Consider the following 24,339-nt stretch of genomic DNA (forward strand, 5'->3'; position numbering starts at 1 on the left):
CACACCCCAGTTGGATAGTTGATTAACGATTAAAGGTGAATCTTCGGAAAGGCTCGCAAAAATGGACTCTATCAAGAATTGAGTCGCATCGATTAGTACCGATAGGTTGCCTGCACTGAAATCCCATTCGCACTATTTTCGTAGTCGGCACTGTATTCCGGTTGAAGACCGGAGTTGTTCGACTGTTTTACTGATACTTTGGAATCCCAGAGATAACCATAAGCAAAGTCTATCGTCAGATCGGCATTCGGCGAATAAGCACCGCCCAAGGTCACGGCCTGGCGATTCCCAACCGGAACGCGCACGCTGCGATCGGCATTTCCAATGGGCGACGGATCATAGGCGTAACCTGCGCGCAGCAGCCATTGTTGGTTCAATTGCCAGGAGGCGCCGACTGCGGTGGACCACGTGTCGTGCCAGTTCATTTCTTCGGTCACACTTCCCAGGCCAGCCGCCTGGCCCAGGGGGGAAAGACCGCTGTTGACTGCCTCGACCTTCTTGATCCGGCTCCAACGTTTCCAGGTGGTCCCCAGGTATCCCGTCCAGCGACTGTTGAAATGATGGGTGATGGACGTGTCCACGGATTCGGGCATAGTGATGTCTATCTTGTTGTCATAGTTTCCGTCCAGCGGGATAACGCTCGGGGAGCCGGAAACCTCAGTATGCCCTTTGAGTTCATAGCTCACCTTCGAGTGATAGTTAATCCCCCAACGGGTCGCATCACTCAAATCAAACAAGACGCCGATGTTGTATCCAAATGCCGTGTCATCGCCTTTGATGGTGACCCGTGTGTCCTCGCCGTTGTTCAGGGCGCCGGTGGCCAGGTCATTCTGAAGCTTGGCATTGAAATGGTTTATGGTCGGTCCGCCACCAATGGACACGTAATCATTGATCCGATAGGCAATGGTGGGCTGCAGGGTTATTTCCTTGGTCGTGCTATAGGAACCATGGTAGCGACCCTGAAAACTGCTCTCGTAGTCATTGATCAGGCCACTCGGAGCATAAAGACCCAGACCTATCGAAAAACGATCGTCAAGCGGCGTCGACATATAGGCGAAGGGCACGACCCCCAAAGGTACCGAGTCCCCTTTATTCGTTCCTGAGGCACTGCTCTGCGCATCACTGATGTCGTCGCTCACCGAGACGACCTCGGCTCCGCCGGAAATCTCACTACGCTTCAACTTGGTCAAGCCCGCAGGATTTCCAAAGATGGTACTGGCGTCCAGCGCCGAAGACGACCTTCCCGCATACGCCGTTCCCGCACTGCTTGCACTCTGTTCATTAAGGGCAATGCCATTGGCGCCCGCGGTTGTTGAGGCGGTGAGTATTGCGATCGCGCCGGTAAACTTAATCCAGCCAGCACTTGTTCGTGGAGCGGAGAAATAAGGAATCGCACGGCTATTCAGTTTCATTTTCCACCTCTTTATTATTTTTTTGATTGCACGCAGGCAAGGCTTCGCCTTCCCGTGCACTTGTCAGTGCCAGTTGAAGTTGACCGAAGTTGTGTAAAGGCCCTGGCGGAACAGCACCAAGGCATGTTTGCCGGGCTTACGGTGGCAAATTCGGGCTCATTCAAGCCACTCCACTTGAAAGCTGTAGCGACCCAGAAGGCGGGCCAGGTTCTCCTCATCGGCCCCGGCCCGTATGCATGCGACTAGCCCGCGACGACCGTCCTGTACCACGTCCACCGCAATCTCCCGCAGACACAGGTGCTCCACTTCCAGCTGGACTACCCTGGCAATCTCGCGCTGCTGCAAGGCGGGCTTGAATATCTTGCCCACGGCAGTCAGTGGCAACGTTTCGAGGATTTCAATGCGCTTGGGAACTGCAGCCCGCTCGCTGATGTTGAGTTGAGCGAACGACTCAAGTTCTTCAGCGTTGCAGGTGTACCCGGGGCGCAGTTGAACGTAGGCGACCGGCACCTCGCCCGAATAGGCGTCGGGGCTGCCGATCGCAGCGGCCAGGGCGACGGCGGGATGCGCCTGCAGCGCCTCCTCGATTTGCTTGGGATCGATATTGTGACCGCCGCGGATGATCAACTCCTTCTTGCGTCCGGTCAGCCAGAAGTAACCCTGCGCATCCTGACGCCCCAGATCGCCCGTATTCAGCCAGCGCTGACCGTCGATATCGATCCAAAGGCCCTGGTTATGACGCTCCTCCAGATAGCCATCGAAGAGGTTCGGACCACTGATCGTGATGAGGCCGATCTCATCCACGTTGGCGTCGCGCAGGTACTCTCCAGACTCATTGAGCACGACCGCGCGCATATTCTGGTAGGCGATCCGTATCCCGATGGAGCCGATACGGCGCTCGCCATGAGGCGGATTGACTGAGGAAACGCAGGCGCCCTCGGTAAGACCGTAACCCTCAAGGATCTTTAGCCCGGTCCGGCGCTCGAACTCCCGGAAAAGCTCAGCCGGCATGGGTGCGGCGCCACACATCGCATAGCGAAGACTGGACAGGTCACGGCCCTCGCATTCATTTTGCAGAAGTGCGGCATAGACCGTTGGCACGCCGGAAAAGAAGTTGATACCGAAGTGCTCGACCATCTCCCAGAATCGCGGGATCACCCCCTCGCCACGATACCCATGAGGCGTCCCGAGGATCACATGGTCGCCTTGAGTCCAAGGCATCAGTCCCGTCACCAGTTGTCCATTGACATGAAACAGCGGCAGACCACAAAAGATAACCTGGCCAACGCTGCGTGGCTGCATATGAGCAGCCATGGCCCATGCATTGAATACTTCCGAGCCATGGGTACGCGCGGCGATCTTGGGGAGCCCGGTGGTGCCGCCCGTACAGATATAGGAGGAACACTCATCCTGGCGAATTTGCCGACCGCTTTTCAGGTGTGTGTGCGGCTGAGTATTCATCAGCGATTGCCAATCGTGGATCGCGATGTCGCGGTGTAAGTCTCGTTCGTTCAATGCCACAGCTTTCAGGGCCCTACGCACTGGTTCGGCGACATAGGGCTCCATGCTGACCCAAACGACAGACTTGACCGTGGTTAACTGATCCAGCTGCGAAGCCAGTTTGGGCCACAGATCGCTGCCCGCCGTCGGCGCGAGCGTCACCACCACGGATGCCTTCGCGGCATTCAGCAAGCCAGCCATCTGCCTGGCCTCGAGCAGAGGATTGATCGCCATGACGATGCCTGCTGCCTCCCCGCCCCATATAGTGAAATGGGTTTCCGGCAGGTTGGGCAGGATGAAGGCAAGCACCTCACCCGGTTTTATGCCCAGGTCATGGAAGGCATTTGCCGCGCGGGTGATATCCGCGAAGAGCTGGGAGTAGTTCCACTCGCAGGTGCGCTTGAAATCGGCGGCATCGGCGAAGAAACTTAGCGCCGGTGCCTGAGGGAAGTACTCGGCCGCCTGTCGCAGCGCTTCATAAGTGCTGCAAGCCAGGCCACGCTCCGACAAGGGGACTCGTTCGAGACTTTCGATGTCGTTCAGGGTCTGCACAACCATCAGGCTTCCCCCACGACTCGGTTGCGTTGCACGCCGAGGTCGACCACGCCATCGGCGCTGCGAATACGCGCCTCGACCACGTCACCTACCTTGAGATACTGCGTCCGGCCTTCCTGCGCCTTGAGGAAAAGCTTCCACTTGGTGGCTTCGGGCAGCAGGGCTGCAATGCGCATTTTGGCAGGCGAAGGGATCGTCAGGGCACAGCCGGCAGGCGTACCGGTGGCGATCAGGTCGCCAACGGCGAGATCTTGTAAGCCGGAAAGTTCGGTAAGGGTTTCAGCCGGACCGTAAACCAGGTTGGCCGTGCTGTCGCTCTGTCGCACCTGGTCGTTGACTGTCAGGCGCAGTTGCAGTGCTTTGAGGTAATGCATGTCCTTGGCACCCAGAAGACAGAGGTAGGGACCGACCGGGCCAAAAGTGCGGAAGCTCTTGCCCTTGTAGAACTGCATTTGGGGAATCTGAATGTCACGAGCCGAGTAGTCATTGACGATGACGACACCTGCGATGAACTCATGCAGATTGGCGTCGGTGACAGCAACAGCGCCGGTGATCGCGCGTTTCATCACCAGCCCCAGTTCAATCTCGTAGTCGAGGAAGCGCACGCTGCGCGGCTTGATCAGGTCACTGTCAGCCGCTACCAGGCAACTCGTCGCCTTGGTGAAGATCATGTTGAATTTCTTCGCATCCGGGTCCATGCCCGACTCGATCATGTGCTGCCGATAGTTGGCGCCCTGGCAGACGAACTGCTGGTTACGGGTCACCGGCGACAGCAGTTTTACTTCGCCCTCCGCAAGCTCCGTACCTTTGAGTTGAGCGAGGTCGTCGATACTGTTCTGGCGAATGAATTCACCGGTGGTTTCAAAAGCACCGGGGACCAGCGTGATACGGCCTTGGCGCAGCACGCCCCAGTGGATACCGTTCTCAAATTCAAAGCGGACTACGTGTACAGCAGACATTGAAGGTACTCCTGGAGCAGTGTTTGTCCCGTGCTCGGTGGCGCGAGAACTGTGGTGTTGTTCTGAGGGGGGCTGACGGATCTACCCGAACATCCGCATAAGCGTTATCAGCTTGCGAATTGTCAGGTCCGGGCTGCGTCGCAGGTTGCGGATCAGCGCACGCAGACTGCTTGAACTCATCTTGGGCTTTGTAAAACTCTTGGGCATGCGCTGACCCCACTGCGCCATTGCCTCTGGGCTAACCGGATGAATGCCCGTAGGCCGACTGGCCGTGAAAATATCCCCGTCGCAGTAATGCTCGTGCTTATCGCCCCATGGGTCTTGCCAGTAATCGAAGATCTGACTGCCCAGGATGTGCCGACCGATTCCCCATGAGTGCTCCCAACCCCGCTCTCGCAGGACCCGCTGCCCCATGCCCACCGCGTCGGCATCGACGACCTCATAGGCGCTATGGCTATAGGTCGCCATGAACCCTTGGGCAATGGCGAGCGTATGGTGAGCCGCGGGAATGTCACCGAGATCAAGGCGCATGAAGGCGACTATGGGAGTGCCATCGGGGAGTACCTGCACATCGCTGGGAATAAACCCGAAATGCTGCGTATACCAGGCACAGGTCGCCTGGTAGTCGGCCACCTCGATCACGATGTGGCCAAGCCTGAGTACTTCAGGGGGAGCAATCGGCGGGCGCTGCGTGGCGTTGATTCGCGGTTGCTCGTGCGCCAGATTCCAGGCAAGCGGAGCCCGGTGTGCCAGCGTTTCACCTGGAGTCTGGTCGCAGACAGCTTCCACCGTGAAGCCGGAAGGATCGGTCAGTCTGACGTAGTACCCGCCGCCCGGATGGTCCGATTTCGCGACCGGTGACGCACCCGGGATTCGGGTGAGTTTTTCCAGATCCTCACGAGACTGCACTGCCAGCCCGAATCCGATAAAACGCGCCTGTTCTGCAAGATGGATACGGTAACAGTATGAAGTGGGCTCGGTGGCGCGCAGGTAGAGCGTATCGGCGTCCTGACGACTTACCGTCAGGCCGAAGTCGGTCAGGAAACGCGCCGCCTCCTTCAAGTCCGGCCGTTGGAAAATCAGGTGAGTCAGATCCTGGGCCTTTACCGTCGGCTGCGGATGCCGCGCGGGGTGTGGTGTCGCCAACCGGTGCAATTCGTTTTTGTTGTTCATTGTTGTTTTCCGGGTTTTTAGGGCAAAGCTGTCCCGCACCCCTGAAAAGCCAGGGGTGTTGTCTGGTTGAGTCAGTTAGGAGCTCAGTCGAGAGACGGAAGTGCCGGCAACTCTTTGGTCGCCAGCGCACGAGCCTCCTCTGGTGGCACACCCAATGCTCGCAGTACCAGTTCGGCGGTGTCAGAGCCCGATTCTCGCCACGTTCTGTGACCTTCCAGTACCAGGAAAATCGAGCCCAGGACGCTGCTCGATATCAACGTCAGTACTGAGAGCAATTGCTCCTGCGCAAACGTGTAGCGCCCAGTGGAAAGCCCGCTCAGAAGATCCGTAGTCGCTTGGCTGCTGAACATTTCGCGCAACGAAGAATTGCTCATGGCGAATTTATGGATGAATGCGCCCCACTGGGAGTCCTCATGCGCTCTACGAATGAAGAATCGAATGCCATTGGCAAGGCGATTTGCCGGATCCGAGAGGGAATTGAAGCTCTTGTTGACGCGCTCGTGCATCTCCCTCGCAAGATGACTGGCGACCGCCTCGAACAGGCTTTCCATGCTGTCGATGTTGCTATAGACCGTTCCGCGCGCCACGCCTGCCTCTTGTGCGAGGTCGAGAATGTTCACTTGTGAGGTGCCTCTTTCAGCGAACAGGCGAAAGGCGGCTTGGTGAATGCGGCGCTGTGTTGGATTCAGGGATTCCACGGTTCTCTCTCCAGGATTACCTCATGGACCGATTGAACACTCGTGTTCATTTTCCGTCAACCATATTTTTCAAGATGTAGGCTTCCTGTCTGAAAATCGACCTGAAGCCGGGTCAATTAAAGTCCTGAATCATTGACACAATTGAACACGCATGTTCAATTGTGTTGTATTTCAGGCTTGCCTTCCCGGCACATCAAGCCCTGCGCGGGCTGGTCGACTTTTTATCAGCTGAAGGACAGAACATGACCGACTCAAAGCTCTTCAAACCGCTTCGTTTGCCTAACGGCACGGTGATTCCAAACCGGATCGCCAAGGCTGCCATGGAGGAGAATCTTGCCAACGAGGATCACGCTCCAGGGGAGGCGCTGGTCAAGCTTTATCGGCGTTGGGCGGACGGTGGAGCAGGCCTGATCATCACTGGCAACGTCATGGTTGACCGCCACGCCTTGACCGGCCCCGCTGGCGTGGTGCTTGAGGACGATCGAAACCTGGGCCAATTCAGGCTATGGGCCGATGCTTGCCGCAGTCGTGGAGCCCAGGCCTGGATGCAAATCAATCATCCCGGACGGCAGCTATTGGCTTCCATGGGGCAATCGGCACGGGGTCCCTCCGCGGTTGCTGTCGACATTCCCGGACTTTCAAAAGCTTTTGTGCCGCCCAGGGCTTTGAATGAGCAGGAGATCGAAGAACTGATTGAGCGCTATACCCAGGCTGCAGTGCTGGCTGAGCGTGCCGGATTCACCGGCGTGGAGATTCATGCAGCGCATGGCTACCTGTTCAGCCAATTCCTTTCGCCCTTGACCAACCAGCGTAGCGACTGTTGGGGTGGCAGCCTGGAAAATCGTGCGCAAATTCTCCTGCGAACCATCGACGCAATACGTCAGCGAGTGGCACCGATCTTTTGCGTCGCTGTGAAGCTCAATTCCGCGGACTTTCAGCGCGGTGGCTTCGATGCCGAGGATGCGGCCCGGGTGGTGGAAATGCTCAACGCCAAGGCGGTCGACCTGGTCGAGTTGTCCGGCGGCAGCTACGAAAGCCCGGCGATGCAGGGGCAAACACGCGATGGCAGCCGCTTGGCTCGAGAAGCCTATTTCCTCGAGTGCGCGGAGAAAATAGGAGAAATAGCGCGCATGCCGCTGATGGTTACCGGCGGCGTGCGTAGAAAGGAGGTGGCGGAGCGAGTGGTGAGCGGCTCGGTGTCGATGGTGGGGCTTGCCACCGCGTTGGCAATCGAGCCGACCCTGCCAAGTCAGTGGATGGCAGGTCAGGACACCGAAGTGGAGCCCATCGTCGTCCGCTGGAAGAACAAGGCGCTGGCATCGCTTGCAGTGGCGTCGGTGATCAAGAAGCAGCTCGGCTTGCTGAGCCAAGGGAAACGGACAAAACCCAGGACGTCGCCACTCATGGCATTGATCGGCAATCAGCTGAAGTCTCGTCGCCAGGCGAAGACCTATCGGCAATGGATTGGCCGGGGCCTGGCGGGTCGAGGATGACATCAGGGTAGCGGCTTACCGGCGATTCTCTTGGCTCTGGCAGGTGTTACGCCCAAAGCCTTGAGAATCATCTCGGCGACCCGCTGGTCGTGTTCCGCCACCACACGCCCTTCGACAACCGAGCGCATGGCGCCGGTTGTGCACGATACGACCATGTCCAGGGCGATCCCTTCGTCCTCGTAAGCGAAAATGCCCGCGCTCAAACCTTCACGCAGGTCGCCCAGCACATGAGCAGCCAGGCGCGAGCGCATGGTCTGATCGGAATGGATGATGCGCAGCAGTGCATTGGCCCATTGATGGTCGTACGCGGCCCGGCATACGAACATGCGCACACCAATCGAAAGCCGCTGTGCACCGCAGTGCACATCCGAACTCAGGGCGGAAATGGCATCGGAGAACTCGCTCGCCATGGCGATGCCAACCGCCTCGAGTACTTCGTCGCGCGTTCGAAAATAGTTGTAGATGGTGCCGTTGGATACCGCGGCCTCCGAGGCGACATCGAGCAGTGCGATCTCCCCCACCTCCTTACGTGCGACAAGACGCAATGCCGCGTCCACCAGGCCGCGACGGGTGCGTTCACGCTTCTTGTGCCCCCGAGTGAGAGGCTCTTGCTCAGTTGCTTCTGAAGGAAAAGTGGGGGAAGGCATCTTCAGGCTCTTAATCGAGGGGGCTCGTTAATGGTAATGGAAACGCTATCGGCTGTGGCGTCGGCGCTAGCCAACAGGCCCATGCAGTCTCGAATGAGACTGCATGCATCTGCGCCTGGGGCGTGGTGCATGATGATACGGTCGGGGCGAACCGCAACCAGCGTGCCTTTGGCAGCCAGCGGCAGGATGCCATGGTTCAGGTCTTCGATGAAGTCGCAACCGCCGCCAGAGCGCTGGCCGCAGGGTCCGATCTGCAAGAAGTGGCCTCCCATTTTGTCCCAGGAAACGACCTGAGCAGCGGTCAGCAGTGACAACGGATCAACACCGAATCCAACCAGGGTCAGGTTGGCTCCAAGAGCATCGTCGCTCAGTTGGACCTGCTGTTGCATGTTGCGAACCCAGGCTTGGGGAAACAGACTGCCACGAACCAGCTTGTCGCCACGACGATGCTGCACGAACAGCCCCTGTTTGAAGATGTTCTTTGGCTTGATGTCCAGCTGCTCGAAGTACTTTCTGGTAGCGGGAGTCAACGCCAGCGTGCGCATCAGGCCGTGGATGAAGAAAGCTGCGACCTTGTTTCTCGGCATCACCAGGCGGCCCATGAGTTTCGCCAGATTGATCATCGCCTGGGCATGGGGGCGACGCTCTACGTCATAGGTTTCAAGTACTGAAGGCGCGGCTTGGCCGCGAAGGACCCAGGCCAGTTTCCAGGCAAGATTGGCTGCATCGCGCAGTCCCGCTACGAGACCTTGCCCGACAAAAGGGGGGGTGATGTGGGCTGCATCTCCCGCGAGAAAAATGCGCCCCTTGCTGAATCTGTTGCAGCAGCGCGCGTGGAACCGATACACCGCCTTGCGCTCGATTTCCAGCTCCTGCGGATTGATCCATGGCGCGATTAACCGGGCTATGCTTTCCGGGCTTTCCAGCTCTTCCCGGGATTCACCTGGTTGCAGCATGAACTCCCAACGCTCCCTTCCGCCGGGTGCGGGCATGTGCGGCGTTGGGCGTCGTGGATCACAGATAAACTCGATGTGATCAATGGCTGACTTATGCCGGTTCCTGGCATCGACTATCAGCCAATCCTCACCATAGGTCTGTCCTTCGAATTCCTGGCCAATCAGTGCCCTGACCCTGGAGCTTGCGCCATCCGCACCTACCAGGTATTGGGCGCGAACGGGATACGTCTGGCCATCATCGCCTCGTACGGTGGCGACGACACAATCTGATTCCTCGACCAGGTTCTCGAGCTCGAATCCTCCCAGGCTGGTCACTGTCTTCAGCCGGGAAACCTGGCTGCGCATCGCGTGTTCGAGGTCGGGTTGATAGAAAGTCACCAGTTTGGGATGGCCGTCGATGCATCCTGCGGTATTGGCCCGACCGAATTGCCCGAGGACCGGGGAGTGCATCCTCACCTCAGGGATAGCGATCTTCTCGAAAGCGTCTTCCGACAATCCGGCGAGTTGCAGGATGCGAAGCGCCTCGTTATCCAGAGCAATGGCGCGAGGCATGAGCAGGACCTCATGGGTCTTGTCCAGTACCAGTGTCTTTACCCCGTAGCGGCCGAGCAGCGCCGCGATTGTCGCCCCTACCGGACCGTTACCGACGACCAGCACATCGACAGCGGTGGGAGGCAGTTCGGTAGCTTTCTTGTTGTTGTTCATCTCGAGCCCTTGTTGTGATTGAAGTCGTGAGACGTAGAGATCTCATCGTCAGGCAAGGTGAAGGTAAGTAATATTGAGTAATATTTCAATATTGATATTTTTGTCATTAATATTCCGGGATCATTAGCGCACCGTGATGAGGCCATGTGAGCTATGCCGAGGGCCAGTTTCCGACCGGTGAGGCTTGGCTTCTGAGTCGATCAGCGTTGTTATTGGAGTGACCACGTGCCATGCCTCACGAGGGCACACCCATGTTTTAGTCTTCAGGAATCCAACGTGGCGCGTCCGCAGCCCCAACCGAACCCAGTCCAGCTCCGCTTCGTCGAGTTCGAACTCGACGAAGCCAACGCCTGCTTGTCACGCAACGGAGAAGCCGTGGCGTTGGCGCCAACTCCCTTCACACTGCTGTGCGTCCTTGCACGCCAGCCGGGATCGCTGGTGACCAAGGATGCCTTGCTTGATGCCGTGTGGGGGCATCGGTTCGTCAGCGATTCGGTGCTGAAGACGGCCATCAGCGATCTGCGCAAGGTGCTGGGCGACGACCCCAGGCAGCCCCGCTATATCGAGACTGTGTCGAGGCGCGGCTATCGCTTCATCGCCGCGCCCTCCCCTGCACCTTCGATACCGCCTGCATCCGCAACGGTGCCGGCGGCCGGCGCGCATCCGTCACCGCCATTCATCGGTCGCACCGACGAGATCTCAAGACTGCAACGGGCGTGGGAACGGGCGGATGGCGGCCAGCGGGCCGTGGTCTGGCTCGCTGGAGAACCGGGGATTGGCAAGACCACGCTGATCGAAAATTTCCTCGCCAGCCTTGGCGGCATCACCTGCGCACGCGGCCATTGCGTGGAGCACTACGGCACCGGCGAACCGTACCTGCCGGTGCTGGAGGCGTTGGCCGATCTGTGCCGCAGTGACCCGACTCTGCCGGCGTTGTTGCGCGACGTGGCGCCGACCTGGCTGCTGCAACTGCCGTGGCTGAGTACCGCACAAGAGCGAGACGCGTTGCGCCGCGAGCTTGCCGGCATCGGGCCGGACCGCATGCTCCGGGAAATGGGCGAACTGCTGGACCGATACACGGAGCAGCGGCCGCTGTTGCTGATAACCGAAGACCTGCATTGGAGCGATCGGGCGACGGTCCAGCTCATCAATTATGTGGCGCGGCGACGTGGCCACACGCGGCTGATGTGGCTGTCGAGCTTCCGCCTCGCCGAGGTGGTTGCGCTCGATCATCCACTCAGCTCGTTGCGCCACGAACTGCGCCTGCAACGTCTGTGCGAGGAATTGGTGCTCGATCCGTTCTCGGAAACCGAGGTCGCTGACTATGTTGCGCTGAGTTCGGCCTCGCTGGCGCGCGATGAAGCCTTCGTGCGTGCCCTGCACGAGCGCACTGACGGTGTGCCGTTGTTCGTATCGTCAGTCATCAGTGAAGTGATGGACCCAACGGACGACGATGCCACCATCGAGGCCCGGCTGACGGGGATGGCGGTTCCCGAGAACCTCGCGGCCATCATTGATCACTACATCACCAGGCTCGGGCCGGAGCAGCTTGCGCTGCTCTCGGCGGCAGCGGTATGCGGAGTCGAATTCCGGGTTGAGACGGTTTCGCTGGCCCTCGAACGCGACCTCGCTACTGTGGCCCACACCTGCGAGGAACTGGTGCGCGAGCAGGTGTGGCTCACGCGGTCGCGGGCCGCAGAACCCGAGGAGACGGTGGAGCAACCCTACTCGTTTCGGCATGCCCTCTTCCGCCAGGTACTGTACGACCGCACGCCGCGCTCATTGCGCACCCACCTCCATCGCCAGGTTGGCAATGCCCTCGAACGCGAGCGCATGGCCGGAGTGCCGGTTGCTGCCTCGGAGCTGGCAACGCACTTCGACCGGGCCCGGCAGCCGATGACCGCGCTGAGCTATTACGCCGAGGCCGCAGAAGCCGCGCTGCTGCACTTCAGCCCGGCCTTGTGCATCGGTCTCACTGAGCGCGCATTGGTCCTGCTGCGGCAGGCACCAGAAGGGATAGAGCGCGATGCACTCGAAATTACCTTGGCCACACTGCAGGGGGTGTCGGCTTTCCACACGTTCGGTGTCGGCAGCGAAGCCAGGAACGCGTTCGAACGCGCGTACACGCTGCTAACGAATGTACCCGAGCATCCAATGCGCGGTCGCCTGCTGCACGGATTCGGCTATCTGCTCGGTCTGCGCGGCGACTATGCGCTGGCGCTGGAGGTGGCAGAACGCGCCGAAGCCCTCTCGTGCGAGGCGAACGATCCAGTGCTCATGCTGGTGGCGTGCATCGTGCAGGGCGAGGTGCACCATCTCCAGGGTCGCACACAGACAACCCGCAGTTGGCTAGAGCGCGCCCTCGCGATCGCCGAGCCGCTGGACATCGGGACGAACGAGATCTTTGCGGTCGATCCTCAAGTCATGCTGCACGGTATGCTGGCCATAGAACTCGTGCGCTCTGGCCTGGTTGAGCAAGGCCGGGCCCACATGCAGCGGGCGCGGACCCGCGCGCAAGCGCTTCGCCAGCCTATGACGTGGCTGGTCGCTGCCTGGCAGGAGGTGCTGATCGAGGTGCGGCTGGGGAACCATCTGCGGGTAGCCGCGCTGGCTGACGACATGCAGAAGTTGGTCGATGAGTATTCGCTCGCACTGGGGCGAACGGCTTGTCGCTGGTGGCGCGGCTGGGCCGACGCGCGCAACGGTGCACCGCGCGACGGCTACCGTCGCATCCGTGAGGCCTATGAAGAACACACCGGGCTTGGAATGCGCTCCGGTGCCAGTGAGGTGCTCGGCTACGCCACCGAGACGCTGCTGCTCGCAGGTGATTGCACCGCAGCGCAAGTCGAGCTGCTGGAAGCATTTCGGGTGGGCGAGGAACTGGGCGAGCGCGTATACCTGCCACAGCTATTGCTGCTGGAGGCAGCGATCTCGCGAGCACAGGGTCGGCCCGACGCCGGCAGCGTTGCGGTGCGGCGCGCGGTTGAGGAGGCTCGCGCCCAGGAAGCGCCATGGCTGGAGCTGCAAGCGCTGGTCGAACTGTGCGAGCACCACGACGCCGTGGCCGAGGACCACCAGGCATTGGCGACGCTGGTTGACCAGTTGCCCGAAGCGGATGGAACCGAGCTGGTGAAACGTGCGCGCTCGCTGATTCACGCTGCCAAGTCGGCTTGAAGCGACACGATTTCTGTGCGGTGCGGGTGCTGTCCCGACCGAAGTCTGACCTTTCGCTTACGACTCGACCCAGGGGGCAGCTTACGCTGTCGTCGAACTTTCTTGCCCCCCTGGTCCGCGATGATCCTGAACCCTGAATCCAAATACCCGAGCCGCCGCTCGTACGTAGTGAAGCTGCGTAGCGATGCCATGCCGGGGGCCCTGGTGGGCCGCCTCGAAAACCTGGTCACCGGACGACAGCGCGAGTTTTCGTCAGCCGAAGAGCTGCTGGAGTCGATTGCCTCGGACCTCGCGTTGGCAGCCGGCGAGCACGCGGCAGATGCCGACGGCGAGTGACGTCTCCCACATGAATGTGCGCTCGATATGGCGACCGAACGGCGACGCTTTGCTGACGACTTCGTGCACACCGGGCCTTACGCTGATGCCATCTCGAATCCACACGAGTCCAATGCGATGCCGCGACTACCAGTTTCCTTTCCACTGCCCCTTCACACCGCTCGGACAACCTTGAAACGGGCCGAGCGCCCGGCCGGGCTCGTCGTTGCGGCCGCCCTTGCCACTTCGATCGCCCTCGCCCTGGCCGGTTGCTCCACGCCGGTCGTCAAGCCGTCGGTCGACCTGCCGAGCAACTTCGCCGCGAGCACGGCCTCCGAAATGGAGCCCGAGGCGGCGTGGTGGGAGGTCTACCACGACCCGGTGCTGACGGATTTGGTGCGCCGAGCCGCGCGTGAGAACCGCGACGTCAAGATTGCCGCCGAGCGCCTGCGTGCCGCGCGTGCCGGAGAAACGGTCAGCCAGTCCTGGCTGCTTCCTGGCGTCGGAGCATCCGTCTCCGGCAGCGACCGCAGTAGCGGCTTCAACTCAGCCGTAAAACAGGGCTATCCGGATACCAAGACCGCCAGTGTGGGTCTGGACGTGTCGTGGGAACTCGACCTGAGCGGCCGCCTGCGCGCCGGCGCGGCAGCGGCAGACGCCGATGCGCTGGCCGCGGAGCACAGCATGCGCGGCGTACGCCTGCTGGTGATGAGCGACGTCGTCAGCAACTACTTCACACTGGTCGGCGCGCAGCGTCAGGTCGCGACGCTTCGCGCAATCTCGGCGATGCAGGACGAGACGCTGCGTCTGGTCACCGCGCGTCAACAGGTCGGACTGGCATCCGCCTTCGACGTCGAACGCGCGCAGACCGACGCCTTGTCGGCGCGGGCGCAGATTCCGCCTCTGGAAACCCAAGTGGCGGTGGCACGTCACCGTATCGCAGTGCTGATCGCAGACCAGTCTTTCAACACCATAAACATCCAGCCTTCAAGCGGTGATTTGATCGACGTGCCCGAGGCCAAGCCCGGCCAGCCCGCCGAGTTGCTGCAACGCCGACCTGACGTACTGGCGCTGATGGCACAGCTCGATGCCGCCAATGCTCGTCGCCAGCAAGCGAAAGCTGAGTGGTTCCCACAGCTCTTCCTCGGCGCGTCCTTCGGCCGCCAGGGTCTGAACCTGAACGGTGCCGATCTCGGCGTTGCGCGCTTCACCAACGTGGCGGGCCTGCTGGCTATGCCGCTCTTCAACGCCGGGCGCACGCAAGCGATCAACGAGGCTGCCGAAAGTGCTCAACAAGAGGCGCTGCTGCGCGCCGAAGACGGCATCGTACGGGCGCTCGAGGATGTGGAAAACGCCCTCGTCACGCTTGCGCAGGAACGCCGCCGCTCCGGGTCGCTGCAATTGGCCGCCGCGTCCTCCGAGGCTGCGCAGAACCGTGCCCAGTCACTCTATAACCGCGGGCAGATCGACCTGTTGCCACTGCTGGATTCGCAGCGAGCGCGCCTGGCGGCACGCTTGAACTCCAACGAAAGCAACACCCGACTGCTGCTCGACAGCGTGCAGCTCTACAAGGCACTGGGCGGGGGCTGGCAGGTGTTCGAACAACCCTCCAACCCAACTGCATCCGCCGAAGCCGACCGGCCACCACTTTCCTGAGAATCTGTCGTTTTCCAAAGAGGAACCGTCTTGAAGAATCCCCTTACTACGGCCGGCGTTTTGGCCGTCGCTGCCATGCTTTGCGCGTGCAGCCCGGATCAGCCGTCCGTGCAGGCCCCACGACCGGTACGCACCGTTGAAATCAGCTACGACAATGCCCGCGAAAGCAATCGCTACGTGGGCACCGTGCAGTCACGGCATGAAGTCGATCAAGCCTTCCGCGTGGGCGGCAAGGTAGCCCAGCGCAAGGTCGATGCAGGTCAGATTGTGCGCGAAGGCGACGTACTGGCTGTGCTGGACGACAGCGACTACCGCCTCGCTGAGCAAGCGTCGCGGCAGCAGTGGGCAGTTGCCGTCGAGCAGACTCGTCAGGCCGATTCGGACCACCAACGCCTTACCGCGCTAAAGGCTGACGGCTCGGTCAGTGCGGCCGACGACGAGCGCGCACATACAAATGCCCAGACCGCTCATGCGACTGCCGAGGCCGAGGCGCGAAAGCTCGAACTCGCGCGCAACCGGCTCAAGTACACCGTGCTGCGCGCCTCCCGTAGCGGTGTTGTCACGGCTGTGCGCTTCGAGGCAGGCCAGGTCGTGGCGGAGGGTCAACCGGTCGTCTCGGTTGCGAATCCGGATGAATCCGAGATCGTCATCGACGTGCCCGAGGATCAGTTGTCCGTCTTCAAGGACGCGCAGTTCAAGGCCTCGCTGGCCAGTGCGCCGAACGAGACCTTCGATGTCACGCTGCGCGAGCTGTCGCCGCAGGCTGCGGCGCAGACGCGCACCTATCGCGCGCGGCTTAAGCCAATGCAGGCGCTGCCGCTGGGCGCCACCGCCACTGTAATGGCCAAGCGCATGATGGCAAGTGTCTCGGTGGCGGCGGTGCCGGCGACGGCACTGACCCAAAGCGGCGGCCAGCCGGCGCTTTGGGTAGTCACGCCCGCGGGCAAGGATCCGGTAGGCATCGTCGAACTGGAGCGTGTGGCGGTGTGGGGCTACCGCAATGACGAAGTGCTCGTCTCCGGGCCGCAGGCCGGCGCATTGGTCGTTACCGCCGGGATCCAGAAGATGACGTCCGGATTGAAGGTCGCGCTTCCCGGCGCGGCGATTGTTGACGCGAACACCACGCAGCAGGCCACCCGATGAACAACTTCAACCTCACCGACTGGGCGCTGCGCCATCGCGCCATTGTCCTGTTCATGCTCCTCATTGTCGCGGCGGCCGGCGCCTTCAGCTTTACCCGGCTCGGTCAGCTCGAAGATCCGAACTTTTCCGTGCCCTCCATGACCGCCATGGTCATTTGGCCGGGCGCCACCGCCCAGCAATTGCAGGACCAGGTCCTCAATCGTATGGAGAAGAAATTCGAGCAGATCGACAACTTCGAAAAGGTGGTCACCTACGCGCGGCAGGGCTACGCGGGCATGACGCTTACCGTGCGTGGCGGCACCTCCAAGGCTGACCAGCGCGAGGCCTGGTACCAGGCGCGCAAGAAACTCAACGACCTGAGCCTGGAGATGCCTGACGGCGTGATCGGCCCGATCCTGAACGACGAGTACGGCGACGTGTATGGCCTGATGTACGCGGTCAAGGGCGACGGCGTTGGCCACGCCGACCTGTCGGACGCGGCCGAGGACATCAAGCGCCAGATGCTGAAGGTGCCGATGGTCAAGAAGATCGATGTCATCGGCAAGCAGGCCAAGCGTGTCTACGTCGAGTTCTCGCACGAGCGCCTGGCAGCGCTGGGCATTACACCGCTGGCCATCGCCGAAAGCCTCAAGAGCCAGAACGCCCTGTTGCCCGCCGGCCAGATCGACACCCGCGGCGACCGCGTCATGGTGCGTGTGAGTGGCCAATTCGCCAGCGAAGAGGCTATCCGCAACGTACCCATCGCCGCGGGCGGCCGGCAGATCAAACTCGGCGACATTGCGACCGTCACGCGCGGTTTCGAGGATCCGCCCACCTACACGGTTCGTCACAACGGCCAGCCAGTGCTGATGCTCGGCATCACAATGACCAGCGACGGCAACATCGTGGACCTTGGCAAGGCGATGGACACGGCAGTCGCCAAAATCCAGTCGGAACTTGCTCACGGCGTGGAGCTGGAGCTCGTGGCCGACCAACCCACTACGGTGAAGGATGCTATCCACGACTTCGCACACGCGCTGGTCGAGGCGCTGATCATCGTGATCGTGGTGAGCCTGGCCAGCCTGGGCTGGCGCGCCGGCCTCGTGGTCGCGACCACGGTGCCGCTGGTGCTGGGCGGCGTGGCGCTGGTGATGCTGGCGATGGGCTGGAACCTTGAGCGTATCTCGCTCGGCTCGCTGATTATCGCGTTGGGACTGCTGGTGGATGACGCCATCATCGCCATCGAGATGATGGTGGCGAAGATGGAAACCGGCATGGACCGCGTGAAGGCGGCCGCCTTCTCCTATCAGTCCACCGCCATGCCGCGCCTGACCGGCGCGCTGATCACCGTCGTGGGCTTCCTGCCGATCGGCCTCTCGAAGTCCACCACCGGCGAGTACGCGGGTGGCATTTTCTGGATCGTCGGCGCCGCGGTGCTGTTCTCGTGGATCTGCTCCGGCATCTTCACGCCGTACCTGGCGGTCAAGATGCTGCCTGACGACTTGGGCAAGCACCAGCATGGTGATCTGTACGACACGAAGTTCTACCGCAGCCTGCGCCGCCTGATCGACGCCGCCATCGAGCGCCGCTGGGTGGTCATCGGTGCGACGGTTGGCGCTTTGGCGCTTGCCCTGGCCTGTATCAAGCTAGTGCCGCAGCAATTCTTCCCCAACAGTTCGCGTCCTGAACTGGTCATTGATCTGCGCGTCAAGGAAGGCTCCTCGTTCGCCGCGACGACCGAGCAGGTCAAGCACATGGAGGAGATCCTGGCGAAGGACGAAGACGTGCGTTTCTATACCGCCTACACCGGCGCCGGCGCCCCGCGCTTCTATCTCTCGCTCAACCCCGAGCTGCCGAATCCGGGCTTTGCCCAGTTCGTTGTGATGACCAAGGATCTGGATGCACGCGAGCGAGTACGTGCGCGGCTGGTGGCCTCGGCTGACCAACAATTCCCACAGGCGTGGGTGCGCGTGACACGGCTCGAGTTGGGACCACCTGTCGGCTACCCGGTGCAGTTCCGCGTCGTAGGCCCCGATACCCAAGTGGTGCGCAAGATCGCCCGCGACGTGGAGAAGGTGGTTGCGTCCAACCAAAAGGTGCGTGACCTGCAGCTCGACTGGAACGACCCGGTGCGTACGCTGAAAGTGGAGCTTGATCAGGACAAGGCGAGCGCGCTTGGCCTTACACCGGCCGACGTATCGTTGGCGACCCAGACCGTGATGAACGGCGCGACCCTGTCGCAGCTGCGTGAGCGCGAGGACCTGATCGACATCGTGGCCCGTGCCGTACCAGAGGAACGCTTGAACCTCGACACACTGAAAGACATCAACCTCTACACGCGCCAGGGCACGGTGGTGCCACTGTCGCAGGTCGCACAGGTGCGCTCTGAACTGGAAGAGCCAGTGCTGTGGCGCCGTAACCGCGACATGGCGATCACGGTGCGTGCCGACGTGAAGGATGGAGAGCAGGGTGTATCGGTGACGCAGGAAATCCAGCCGTTGCTCAAGGATATCGAAGCGAAGTTGCCGTCGGGCTACCGCATCGACGTGGGCGGCGCGGTGGAGGAAAGTGACAAGGCGAACAAGGCGCTACTCGCGGTGGCCCCGCTGATGCTGATCACCATCCTGCTGTTACTCATGCTGCAACTGCAGAACTTCTCCCGCATGTGGATGGTGATGCTGACAGCACCGCTGGGCCTGATCGGTGTGGTGCCGGCGCTATTGGTGTTCCAGTCGCCACTGGGCTTCGTCGCGATCCTGGGCATCATCGCACTGGGCGGCATGATCATGCGCAACGCGGTGATCCTGATCGATCAGGTTCAGATCGAGATCGCCGAAGGGCGCGACCCGTGGAATGCCGTGCTGGATGCCGCCATTCACCGGGCCCGTCCGGTGATGCTGACGGCGCTGGCCACTGTGCTCGCAATGATCCCGCTAACGCGCAGTGTGTTCTGGGGGCCGATGGCAATTGCGATCATGGGCGGCCTTACCGTGGCGACGCTGCTGACGATTTTCTTCGTCCCGGCGTTGTACGCTGCATGGTTCAAGGTCGGTCGCCAGACGGCCGCTGGCACCCTGCCGGTGAGCTCGCCATCGCCACCGCGCAATACCGGTTGTCCAGCGTGAACCGGACCATGGCCGCGCGCGGCGGCCATCGCTCGGTTGGCGCGAGCCACCGACATCAAGTGCTGCGACCGCTGTATGACGTTTTGTCAGTCAATCTGTATCTAACGTTCTCCCTTTGGTCGCCCTACTATCGTCCGCGCCATCCAGGTGCATACCTCAGCGATCGCGAAAACCGTTTTATACAGATTTAGCGGAGCTTCAATTCGTTATCTCTTCCTTCAGGAGTTACGCCATGCCCGAACTGTCCAACCTGCTTGCCTACGGCCTGATTTCACTCGGCATGGTGCTGACTCCCGGCCCGAACATGATCTATCTCATCTCGCGATCGATCTGCCAGGGACGAATGGCCGGACTGATTTCCCTGGGTGGCGTGGCGTTGGGTTTCGTCGTTTATATGTTTTGCGCCGCACTGGGCATCACAGCCCTGGTCCTGGCGGTTCCCTATGCGTATGACGCCCTGCGACTCGGCGGCGCGCTCTATCTGCTCTACCTGGCCTGGCAAGCGGTCAAGCCCGGCGGCCGTTCTCCGTTCCAGGTGCGCGAGCTGCCCAAGGACAACCCGCGCAAGCTGTTTATGATGGGGTTTGTCACCAACCTGCTGAATCCCAAAGTCGCGGTCATGTATTTGTCGCTGCTGCCCCAGTTCATCGACCCCGCCGGCCACGGCAGCGTGCTGGCGCAATCCATCGTGCTTGGCTTTACGCAGATCGTCATTAGCGTGAGCGTCAACGCCCTGATTGCCATCATGGCTGGCTCCATTGCGACATTCCTCGCCAGCAGGCCCGTGTGGCAGACCGTGCAACGCTGGCTGATGGGGACGGTCCTCGCGGGCTTGGCCATGCGCATGACCGTCGAAGGGTGACGCTAAACCGGACTGTTTGCGGTTGGCACATCGGGCGCGCTGGAGGATCGTCGCAAGGTATCCGTCCGGCCAAGCCATCTACCCAGCCCCGCAAGGCCAGGACATGGTGTGCACTTAAATTCAAGTGGGCACCAGTTATAGCCTTTTAAGCGGGTATTTTCATGCAGCCACAACGCCGTTCCTACTCCAAGTCCTTCAAGGCCCAGGTCATTCAAGCGTGTGCCCGCCCCGGCGCTTCGATTGCCAGCATCGCACTCAGCCATAGCCTCAACGCGAACCTCGTACACAAATGGATTCGGGTGCAAGCGCAGAAAAGCACAGCGCTGCAACCTGCATTCATTCCGTTACCCATGCAGCTGGCCGTAGCAAATTCGCACGCAGCATCATCGAATATCTGCGTTGAAATCAAGCACCCGCGCGGCACCGTCAAAGTTAGGTAGTTTCACAGACTTGCCCCCCCCCATTTGCATTCGACTTGACCAGTCATTTGCATCGGATTTGACCAGCATGCTTCGTGGCCATGACCGGCAGAGAACGACCCTTTGCTGTCGGTCAGCAAAGCAGAAACCAGCAAAAACTGTCACTGGAGATAGTGCGCAAATAGGGCCAAAACTTGACGGCCAGAAACGCCTACGAAATCAGGGACGGTTCATAGCGTTGACGCTATTCACCATCTATATCTATTGCGTCAACCGATTTTCAGTCACGGCTAGGAAACTATCTAAAGAGATCTGCTATGTCCAGACTCGCAGAGATCCGTCAGCTTGAAAAGAACCTCGCCGAGCAGCTACAAGCACTCGAGGCGCTGAAAGGAGATGCTGGTCTAGAGAAAGAAATTGAGTTCGAAGCGAAGCTCCGCTCTCTGCTAGCTGAGTACGGCTACAGCTTGCCAAACGTGATCAAACTTCTTGATCCACAGGCTGGTCGACGTGAACGTGCTCCCGAGCACAAAGCCGGTACTCGTAAACCTCACCAAATGAAGGTCTACAAAAATCCGCACACTGGCATTTTCGTACATACCAAAAGTGGTAATCACAAAACGCTTAAAAACTGGAAGGCTGAGTACGGCTCCACGACTGTCGAGTCTTGGTTGACCAAATGATTTTGTTTTGAATACAAAAACGGCCCAAGCAGGGCCTTTTTTGTTGCTGTGGTTGACGGCGGTTCTGTAAACAGGGGTGGACGTCCTTTTTGGCCGATTTCTGCCTTCCACAACCGGCTGAAACCAACCCACAGCGGCCAGTCACGCCAGGTTATCGTCGGCTAGTAACGGAGGGGGATTGAGTGAGTCAGGGGCAATCCAAGCTAATTTAAGATGCGAGGAAAGGTGGCAGTGAATGTCGTTCCGCTCATTAGAGAAGACGTTACCGCCACTTCGCCATAGTGCGCCCTTGCGATCTCACGAACAATGAACAGGCCTAGCCCGACACTTCTAAGTTCAGCATTGTCATGACTGCCACGGATCATCGGTTCGAACAAGTCCTTGAGCAATTCCAGTGGTATGGGAGTACCGAAGTTGTGCACTGTAATAATGACCGCGTGATCTTCGAAGCACGAAGAAACGGTGACGTCGCTATCGGCAGCACCGTAGGCTACTGCATTGGCGACCAGGTTGCCGATGAGCTGATACAACCGATCACTGTCGGCAGTAAAGTCACCTTGCCCATAACGCAAGTGGATCAACTCATGTCCGGGGAAAGCCAAGCCTAGCTCATCCAGGCAATCGGCGACCAGTTCGTGTAGATCGACTGGTTTGGGCAGGACTGCGATACCTCGCCCAACTTGCGTCAAGGTGAAATCCAACAGATCGGCCACCAGACGCTGTGCGCGCTCTACCGAGTGGGTGATGTGGCCAAGTATTTGTGCTTGTTTAGCATCCATCGCCCTACGGCCCAGCAGTTCTGCCGCCATTTTTATCGCCGACAATGGGTTGCGCAGGTCATGACTGACAATCCCGATAAGCTGCTCGGCGAACAGAGCCCTGTCCTCAGCTGCAGCGTACGTGATGCGCAACTTGTCCTGGGTCATATCCAGTGCGCGTTGGTCCTTGAGGTGCTTCGCCAAATGCCTTTCGGCAAGCATTCGGGCATTGAGCAGTTCGCGCTCGTACCTTTGGCTATCCGCGGCTTTGAACAGGGTCATTTCATGAAATACGCCAGCAGAATGCTCACAGCTGATGGCGCTAAGCATCAATGGAATGGAATGTCCGTTGTAGTGAACCAGATCGAACTTCACGTCAGCCACGACGCCCTGTATCTGCATTAGGGGCGCCCAGTACATCTTGTGGAACGTCCTTCCCTCGAGGCTCATCAAGTCCTGGATGTGACGACCGAGCAGCTCTTCTCGCCGGTAGCCTAACCAACGGCAGAATGTGAGGTTGACCTGTGCGATCTCGCCATTTTCTGCGGTAAGCAGTAAACCACAGTCAGCCTCGTCGAAGAGAACGTCAGAACCGGGTAGCGAATCGTTATCTGCGGGCATTTGTATTCACTGACCAATGGGGCCGATATCTGGAAAATTATAGACATGATTCGCGCAAGGACTCTCAGAATTTACCCCTTTCGCAGTGATTGGCCTCGACATTTTTTGAGGGGGGGGGCACAAGCTGTGAATGACCGTTTATGGCCGATTTCTGCCGGTCATGGCCACGAAGCAAGCTGGTCAAATCCGATGCAATTGGTGGTCAGAACGAATGCAACCGGGTGGTCAAGTGGAGTGCAATTTCGCAAAAGTGAACTGGCCAACCGAAAGTGCTGCTGCCTGCGCGACTTTTCTGCGAGATCTGCTGCGATGATCCGCATCGATTCCATCTGGCTCGCCACCGAGCCGATGGACATGCGTGCAGGCACCGAGACTGCGTTGGCCAGGGTGATCGCGGTATTCGGCGCGGCTAAGCCGCACTGTGCTTATCTGTTCGCCAACCGGCGCGCTACTCGTATGAAAGTTCTGGTGCATGACGGTTTCGGCTATCAGCAGAGTACTGGATTACAGCCTGAAACGCTGGGCAGCGCTATCGCGCTACCTTGATGACGGGGCCGTTCCCATTGGCAACAATTGGGCCGAGAATCAGATCCGACCATGGGCTCCTGGACGCAAGAACTGGCTCTTTGCAGGATCTCTACGCAGCGGAAAACGGGCGGCGGCGATCATGAGTTTGATCCAGTCTGCAAGGCTCAATGGCCATGATCCGTACGTGTATCAGCCCGCTTTTTTTCCATCGATTTGCTGCTTGAATGCTTCAAGTGCCGAAACGATCAGTGGGCGGATCGTTGGATCATTTGCGATAGTCTCTGCACTCAATTGCGTGGAAAGCAAATTTACGGATATTGATGCTTGCTCCACGATACAAGCCGACATTGTTTCCAGAACCAGCCGCAGTGCCGCCTGCGCGTGCGAAGCCCGAGGTGAAGCGTTGAAAAGAGCAACGGGTTTACCTGGGAACTCCTCAGAGCTAACGAGCCAGTCCAGCATATTCTTGAATGAGCCGGGAATTCCGCGAGCGTACTCAGGGCAAGAGATCAGAACGCCGTCCGCGTGGGCGATACTCAAGCGTAAGCCCATGATGGATTCAGGAGGATTTTCCGTGAAATCCGGGTTGAAATGAGGTAACTGGCCAACCTCGTGATAATGCGCTATCGACAGCCCTTTGGGACAGAGAACCTCAGCTGCACGCAACAGCACTGAGTTGGAGGAGGCCTCACGAAGACTCCCTGAAACCGCAAGCAAACGCACCATGTCAACACGCTCCCTGATTTGTAGGGCGGGGAGTGTCGCATGAGGGCCACTTACTGCACCATCATCGGCCCAGCCACCGGAGTCAATCCCGTGCCTTGGTTTCTGGGCGATGACCAGATGGCTTTGCCAGACGCTTGTGTCGCAAGGTCACCCTACCCCCGGGATTAGCTATCAGGTAGGCAACGATGCGGTGGGACACCGCACGTTCACCACCAGCGGTGCGAGGTGTTCGTCATGGATCAAGCCAGGGCG

At 59.9% G+C, this 24,339-nt stretch carries 19 protein-coding genes and 1 pseudogene; 11 read left to right on the forward strand and 9 right to left on the reverse strand.

The features are described 5' to 3' along the window. Positions 1-92 precede the first annotated feature (92 nt). The 5 genes from AC1D19_RS25680 to AC1D19_RS25700 all read right to left on the reverse strand — a co-directional run bounded on the left by AC1D19_RS25680 (position 93) and on the right by AC1D19_RS25700 (position 6,297). Positions 93-1,412, reverse strand: coding sequence for an outer membrane protein transport protein (locus AC1D19_RS25680; RefSeq protein ID WP_477764961.1), 1,320 nt, complete (start codon positions 1,410-1,412; stop codon positions 93-95). Positions 1,413-1,568: 156 nt separating this feature from the next. Beyond that, on the reverse strand, positions 1,569-3,470 hold the full coding sequence (locus tag AC1D19_RS25685; RefSeq protein ID WP_477764962.1) for an acyl-CoA synthetase: 1,902 nt from the start codon (positions 3,468-3,470) through the stop codon (positions 1,569-1,571). Next, positions 3,470-4,426 carry a fumarylacetoacetate hydrolase family protein gene (locus tag AC1D19_RS25690; RefSeq protein ID WP_477764963.1) on the reverse strand — a complete coding sequence of 319 codons (957 nt, stop codon included), beginning with the start codon at positions 4,424-4,426 and terminating at the stop codon, positions 3,470-3,472. Before AC1D19_RS25690 ends, AC1D19_RS25685 begins: the two co-directional genes overlap by 1 nt. 81 nt (positions 4,427-4,507) lie before the next feature. Then, positions 4,508-5,599 (reverse strand): VOC family protein, encoded by a 1,092-nt coding sequence (locus tag AC1D19_RS25695; RefSeq protein ID WP_477764964.1) that lies wholly within the window; start codon positions 5,597-5,599, stop codon positions 4,508-4,510. 83 nt (positions 5,600-5,682) lie between these two features. Then, entirely contained in the window at positions 5,683-6,297 is a 615-nt protein-coding gene (locus AC1D19_RS25700; RefSeq protein ID WP_477764965.1) for a TetR/AcrR family transcriptional regulator, read from the reverse strand. A 242-nt stretch (positions 6,298-6,539) separates the two neighbouring features. Between AC1D19_RS25700 and AC1D19_RS25705 the strand changes: the two genes are divergently transcribed. Further along, positions 6,540-7,790 carry an NADH:flavin oxidoreductase/NADH oxidase family protein gene (locus AC1D19_RS25705; protein WP_477764966.1) on the forward strand — a complete coding sequence of 417 codons (1,251 nt, stop codon included), beginning with the start codon at positions 6,540-6,542 and terminating at the stop codon, positions 7,788-7,790. 2 nt (positions 7,791-7,792) lie between these two features. On the opposite strand, the gene AC1D19_RS25710 is transcribed toward AC1D19_RS25705, so the two are convergent. Together AC1D19_RS25710 and mhpA are read right to left on the reverse strand one after the other, a co-directional pair. After that, positions 7,793-8,437 (reverse strand): TetR/AcrR family transcriptional regulator, encoded by a 645-nt coding sequence (locus AC1D19_RS25710; protein ID WP_477764967.1) that lies wholly within the window; start codon positions 8,435-8,437, stop codon positions 7,793-7,795. A 2-nt stretch (positions 8,438-8,439) separates the two neighbouring features. After that, positions 8,440-10,098 carry a bifunctional 3-(3-hydroxy-phenyl)propionate/3-hydroxycinnamic acid hydroxylase MhpA gene (mhpA, locus tag AC1D19_RS25715; RefSeq protein WP_477764968.1) on the reverse strand — a complete coding sequence of 553 codons (1,659 nt, stop codon included), beginning with the start codon at positions 10,096-10,098 and terminating at the stop codon, positions 8,440-8,442. A 276-nt stretch (positions 10,099-10,374) separates the two neighbouring features. Here mhpA and AC1D19_RS25720 point away from each other — a divergent pair, with 276 nt between their 5' ends. The 8 genes from AC1D19_RS25720 (at position 10,375) to AC1D19_RS25755 (ending at position 21,454) form a co-directional block, all read left to right on the forward strand. Then, the gene (locus tag AC1D19_RS25720; RefSeq protein ID WP_477764969.1) at positions 10,375-13,272 is read left to right on the forward strand and encodes an ATP-binding protein; all 2,898 of its coding nucleotides are present in this window, start codon (positions 10,375-10,377) and stop codon (positions 13,270-13,272) included. 120 nt (positions 13,273-13,392) lie between these two features. Continuing rightward, positions 13,393-13,608: a hypothetical protein gene (locus tag AC1D19_RS25725; protein ID WP_477765001.1), complete on the forward strand. Its 216-nt coding sequence runs from the start codon at positions 13,393-13,395 to the stop codon at positions 13,606-13,608. 117 nt (positions 13,609-13,725) lie between these two features. Further along, on the forward strand, positions 13,726-15,243 hold the full coding sequence (locus AC1D19_RS25730) for a TolC family protein (RefSeq protein WP_477765002.1): 1,518 nt from the start codon (positions 13,726-13,728) through the stop codon (positions 15,241-15,243). Positions 15,244-15,273: 30 nt separating this feature from the next. Next, positions 15,274-16,386 (forward strand): efflux RND transporter periplasmic adaptor subunit, encoded by a 1,113-nt coding sequence (locus tag AC1D19_RS25735; RefSeq protein WP_477764970.1) that lies wholly within the window; start codon positions 15,274-15,276, stop codon positions 16,384-16,386. Next, positions 16,383-19,490, forward strand: coding sequence for an efflux RND transporter permease subunit (locus tag AC1D19_RS25740; RefSeq protein WP_477764971.1), 3,108 nt, complete (start codon positions 16,383-16,385; stop codon positions 19,488-19,490). Before AC1D19_RS25735 ends, AC1D19_RS25740 begins: the two co-directional genes overlap by 4 nt. Before the next feature lie 232 nt (positions 19,491-19,722). After that, positions 19,723-20,352 (forward strand): LysE family translocator, encoded by a 630-nt coding sequence (locus AC1D19_RS25745; protein ID WP_457266161.1) that lies wholly within the window; start codon positions 19,723-19,725, stop codon positions 20,350-20,352. A 161-nt stretch (positions 20,353-20,513) separates the two neighbouring features. Next, the gene (gene tnpA, locus AC1D19_RS25750; RefSeq protein ID WP_477764972.1) at positions 20,514-20,792 is read left to right on the forward strand and encodes an IS66-like element accessory protein TnpA; all 279 of its coding nucleotides are present in this window, start codon (positions 20,514-20,516) and stop codon (positions 20,790-20,792) included. A gap of 296 nt (positions 20,793-21,088) precedes the next feature. Then, positions 21,089-21,454, forward strand: a complete 366-nt coding sequence (locus AC1D19_RS25755) for a histone-like nucleoid-structuring protein, MvaT/MvaU family (protein ID WP_477764973.1) — start codon at positions 21,089-21,091, stop codon at positions 21,452-21,454. Between the two features lie 203 nt (positions 21,455-21,657). Here the strand turns inward: AC1D19_RS25755 and AC1D19_RS25760 are convergent, their stop codons facing one another. Beyond that, complete coding sequence (locus AC1D19_RS25760; RefSeq protein WP_477764974.1) at positions 21,658-22,833, reverse strand: PAS domain-containing sensor histidine kinase; 1,176 nt, start codon at positions 22,831-22,833, stop codon at positions 21,658-21,660. A gap of 354 nt (positions 22,834-23,187) precedes the next feature. Here AC1D19_RS25760 and tnpB point away from each other — a divergent pair, with 354 nt between their 5' ends. Both tnpB and AC1D19_RS25770 read left to right on the forward strand, forming a co-directional pair. Further along, complete coding sequence (tnpB, locus tag AC1D19_RS25765; RefSeq protein WP_263289665.1) at positions 23,188-23,379, forward strand: IS66 family insertion sequence element accessory protein TnpB; 192 nt, start codon at positions 23,188-23,190, stop codon at positions 23,377-23,379. After that, a pseudogene (locus AC1D19_RS25770) lies at positions 23,333-23,551 on the forward strand (IS66 family transposase); the annotation flags it as partial. The gene tnpB and the pseudogene AC1D19_RS25770, both read left to right, overlap by 47 nt. Here the strand turns inward: AC1D19_RS25770 and AC1D19_RS25775 are convergent. Next, complete coding sequence (locus tag AC1D19_RS25775; protein ID WP_477760673.1) at positions 23,551-24,087, reverse strand: NADPH-dependent FMN reductase; 537 nt, start codon at positions 24,085-24,087, stop codon at positions 23,551-23,553. The pseudogene AC1D19_RS25770 and the gene AC1D19_RS25775 overlap by 1 nt on opposite strands. Between the last annotated feature and the right edge of the window lie 252 nt (positions 24,088-24,339).

It is taken from the genome of Pseudomonas sp. P1_C12 (assembly GCF_056406435.1).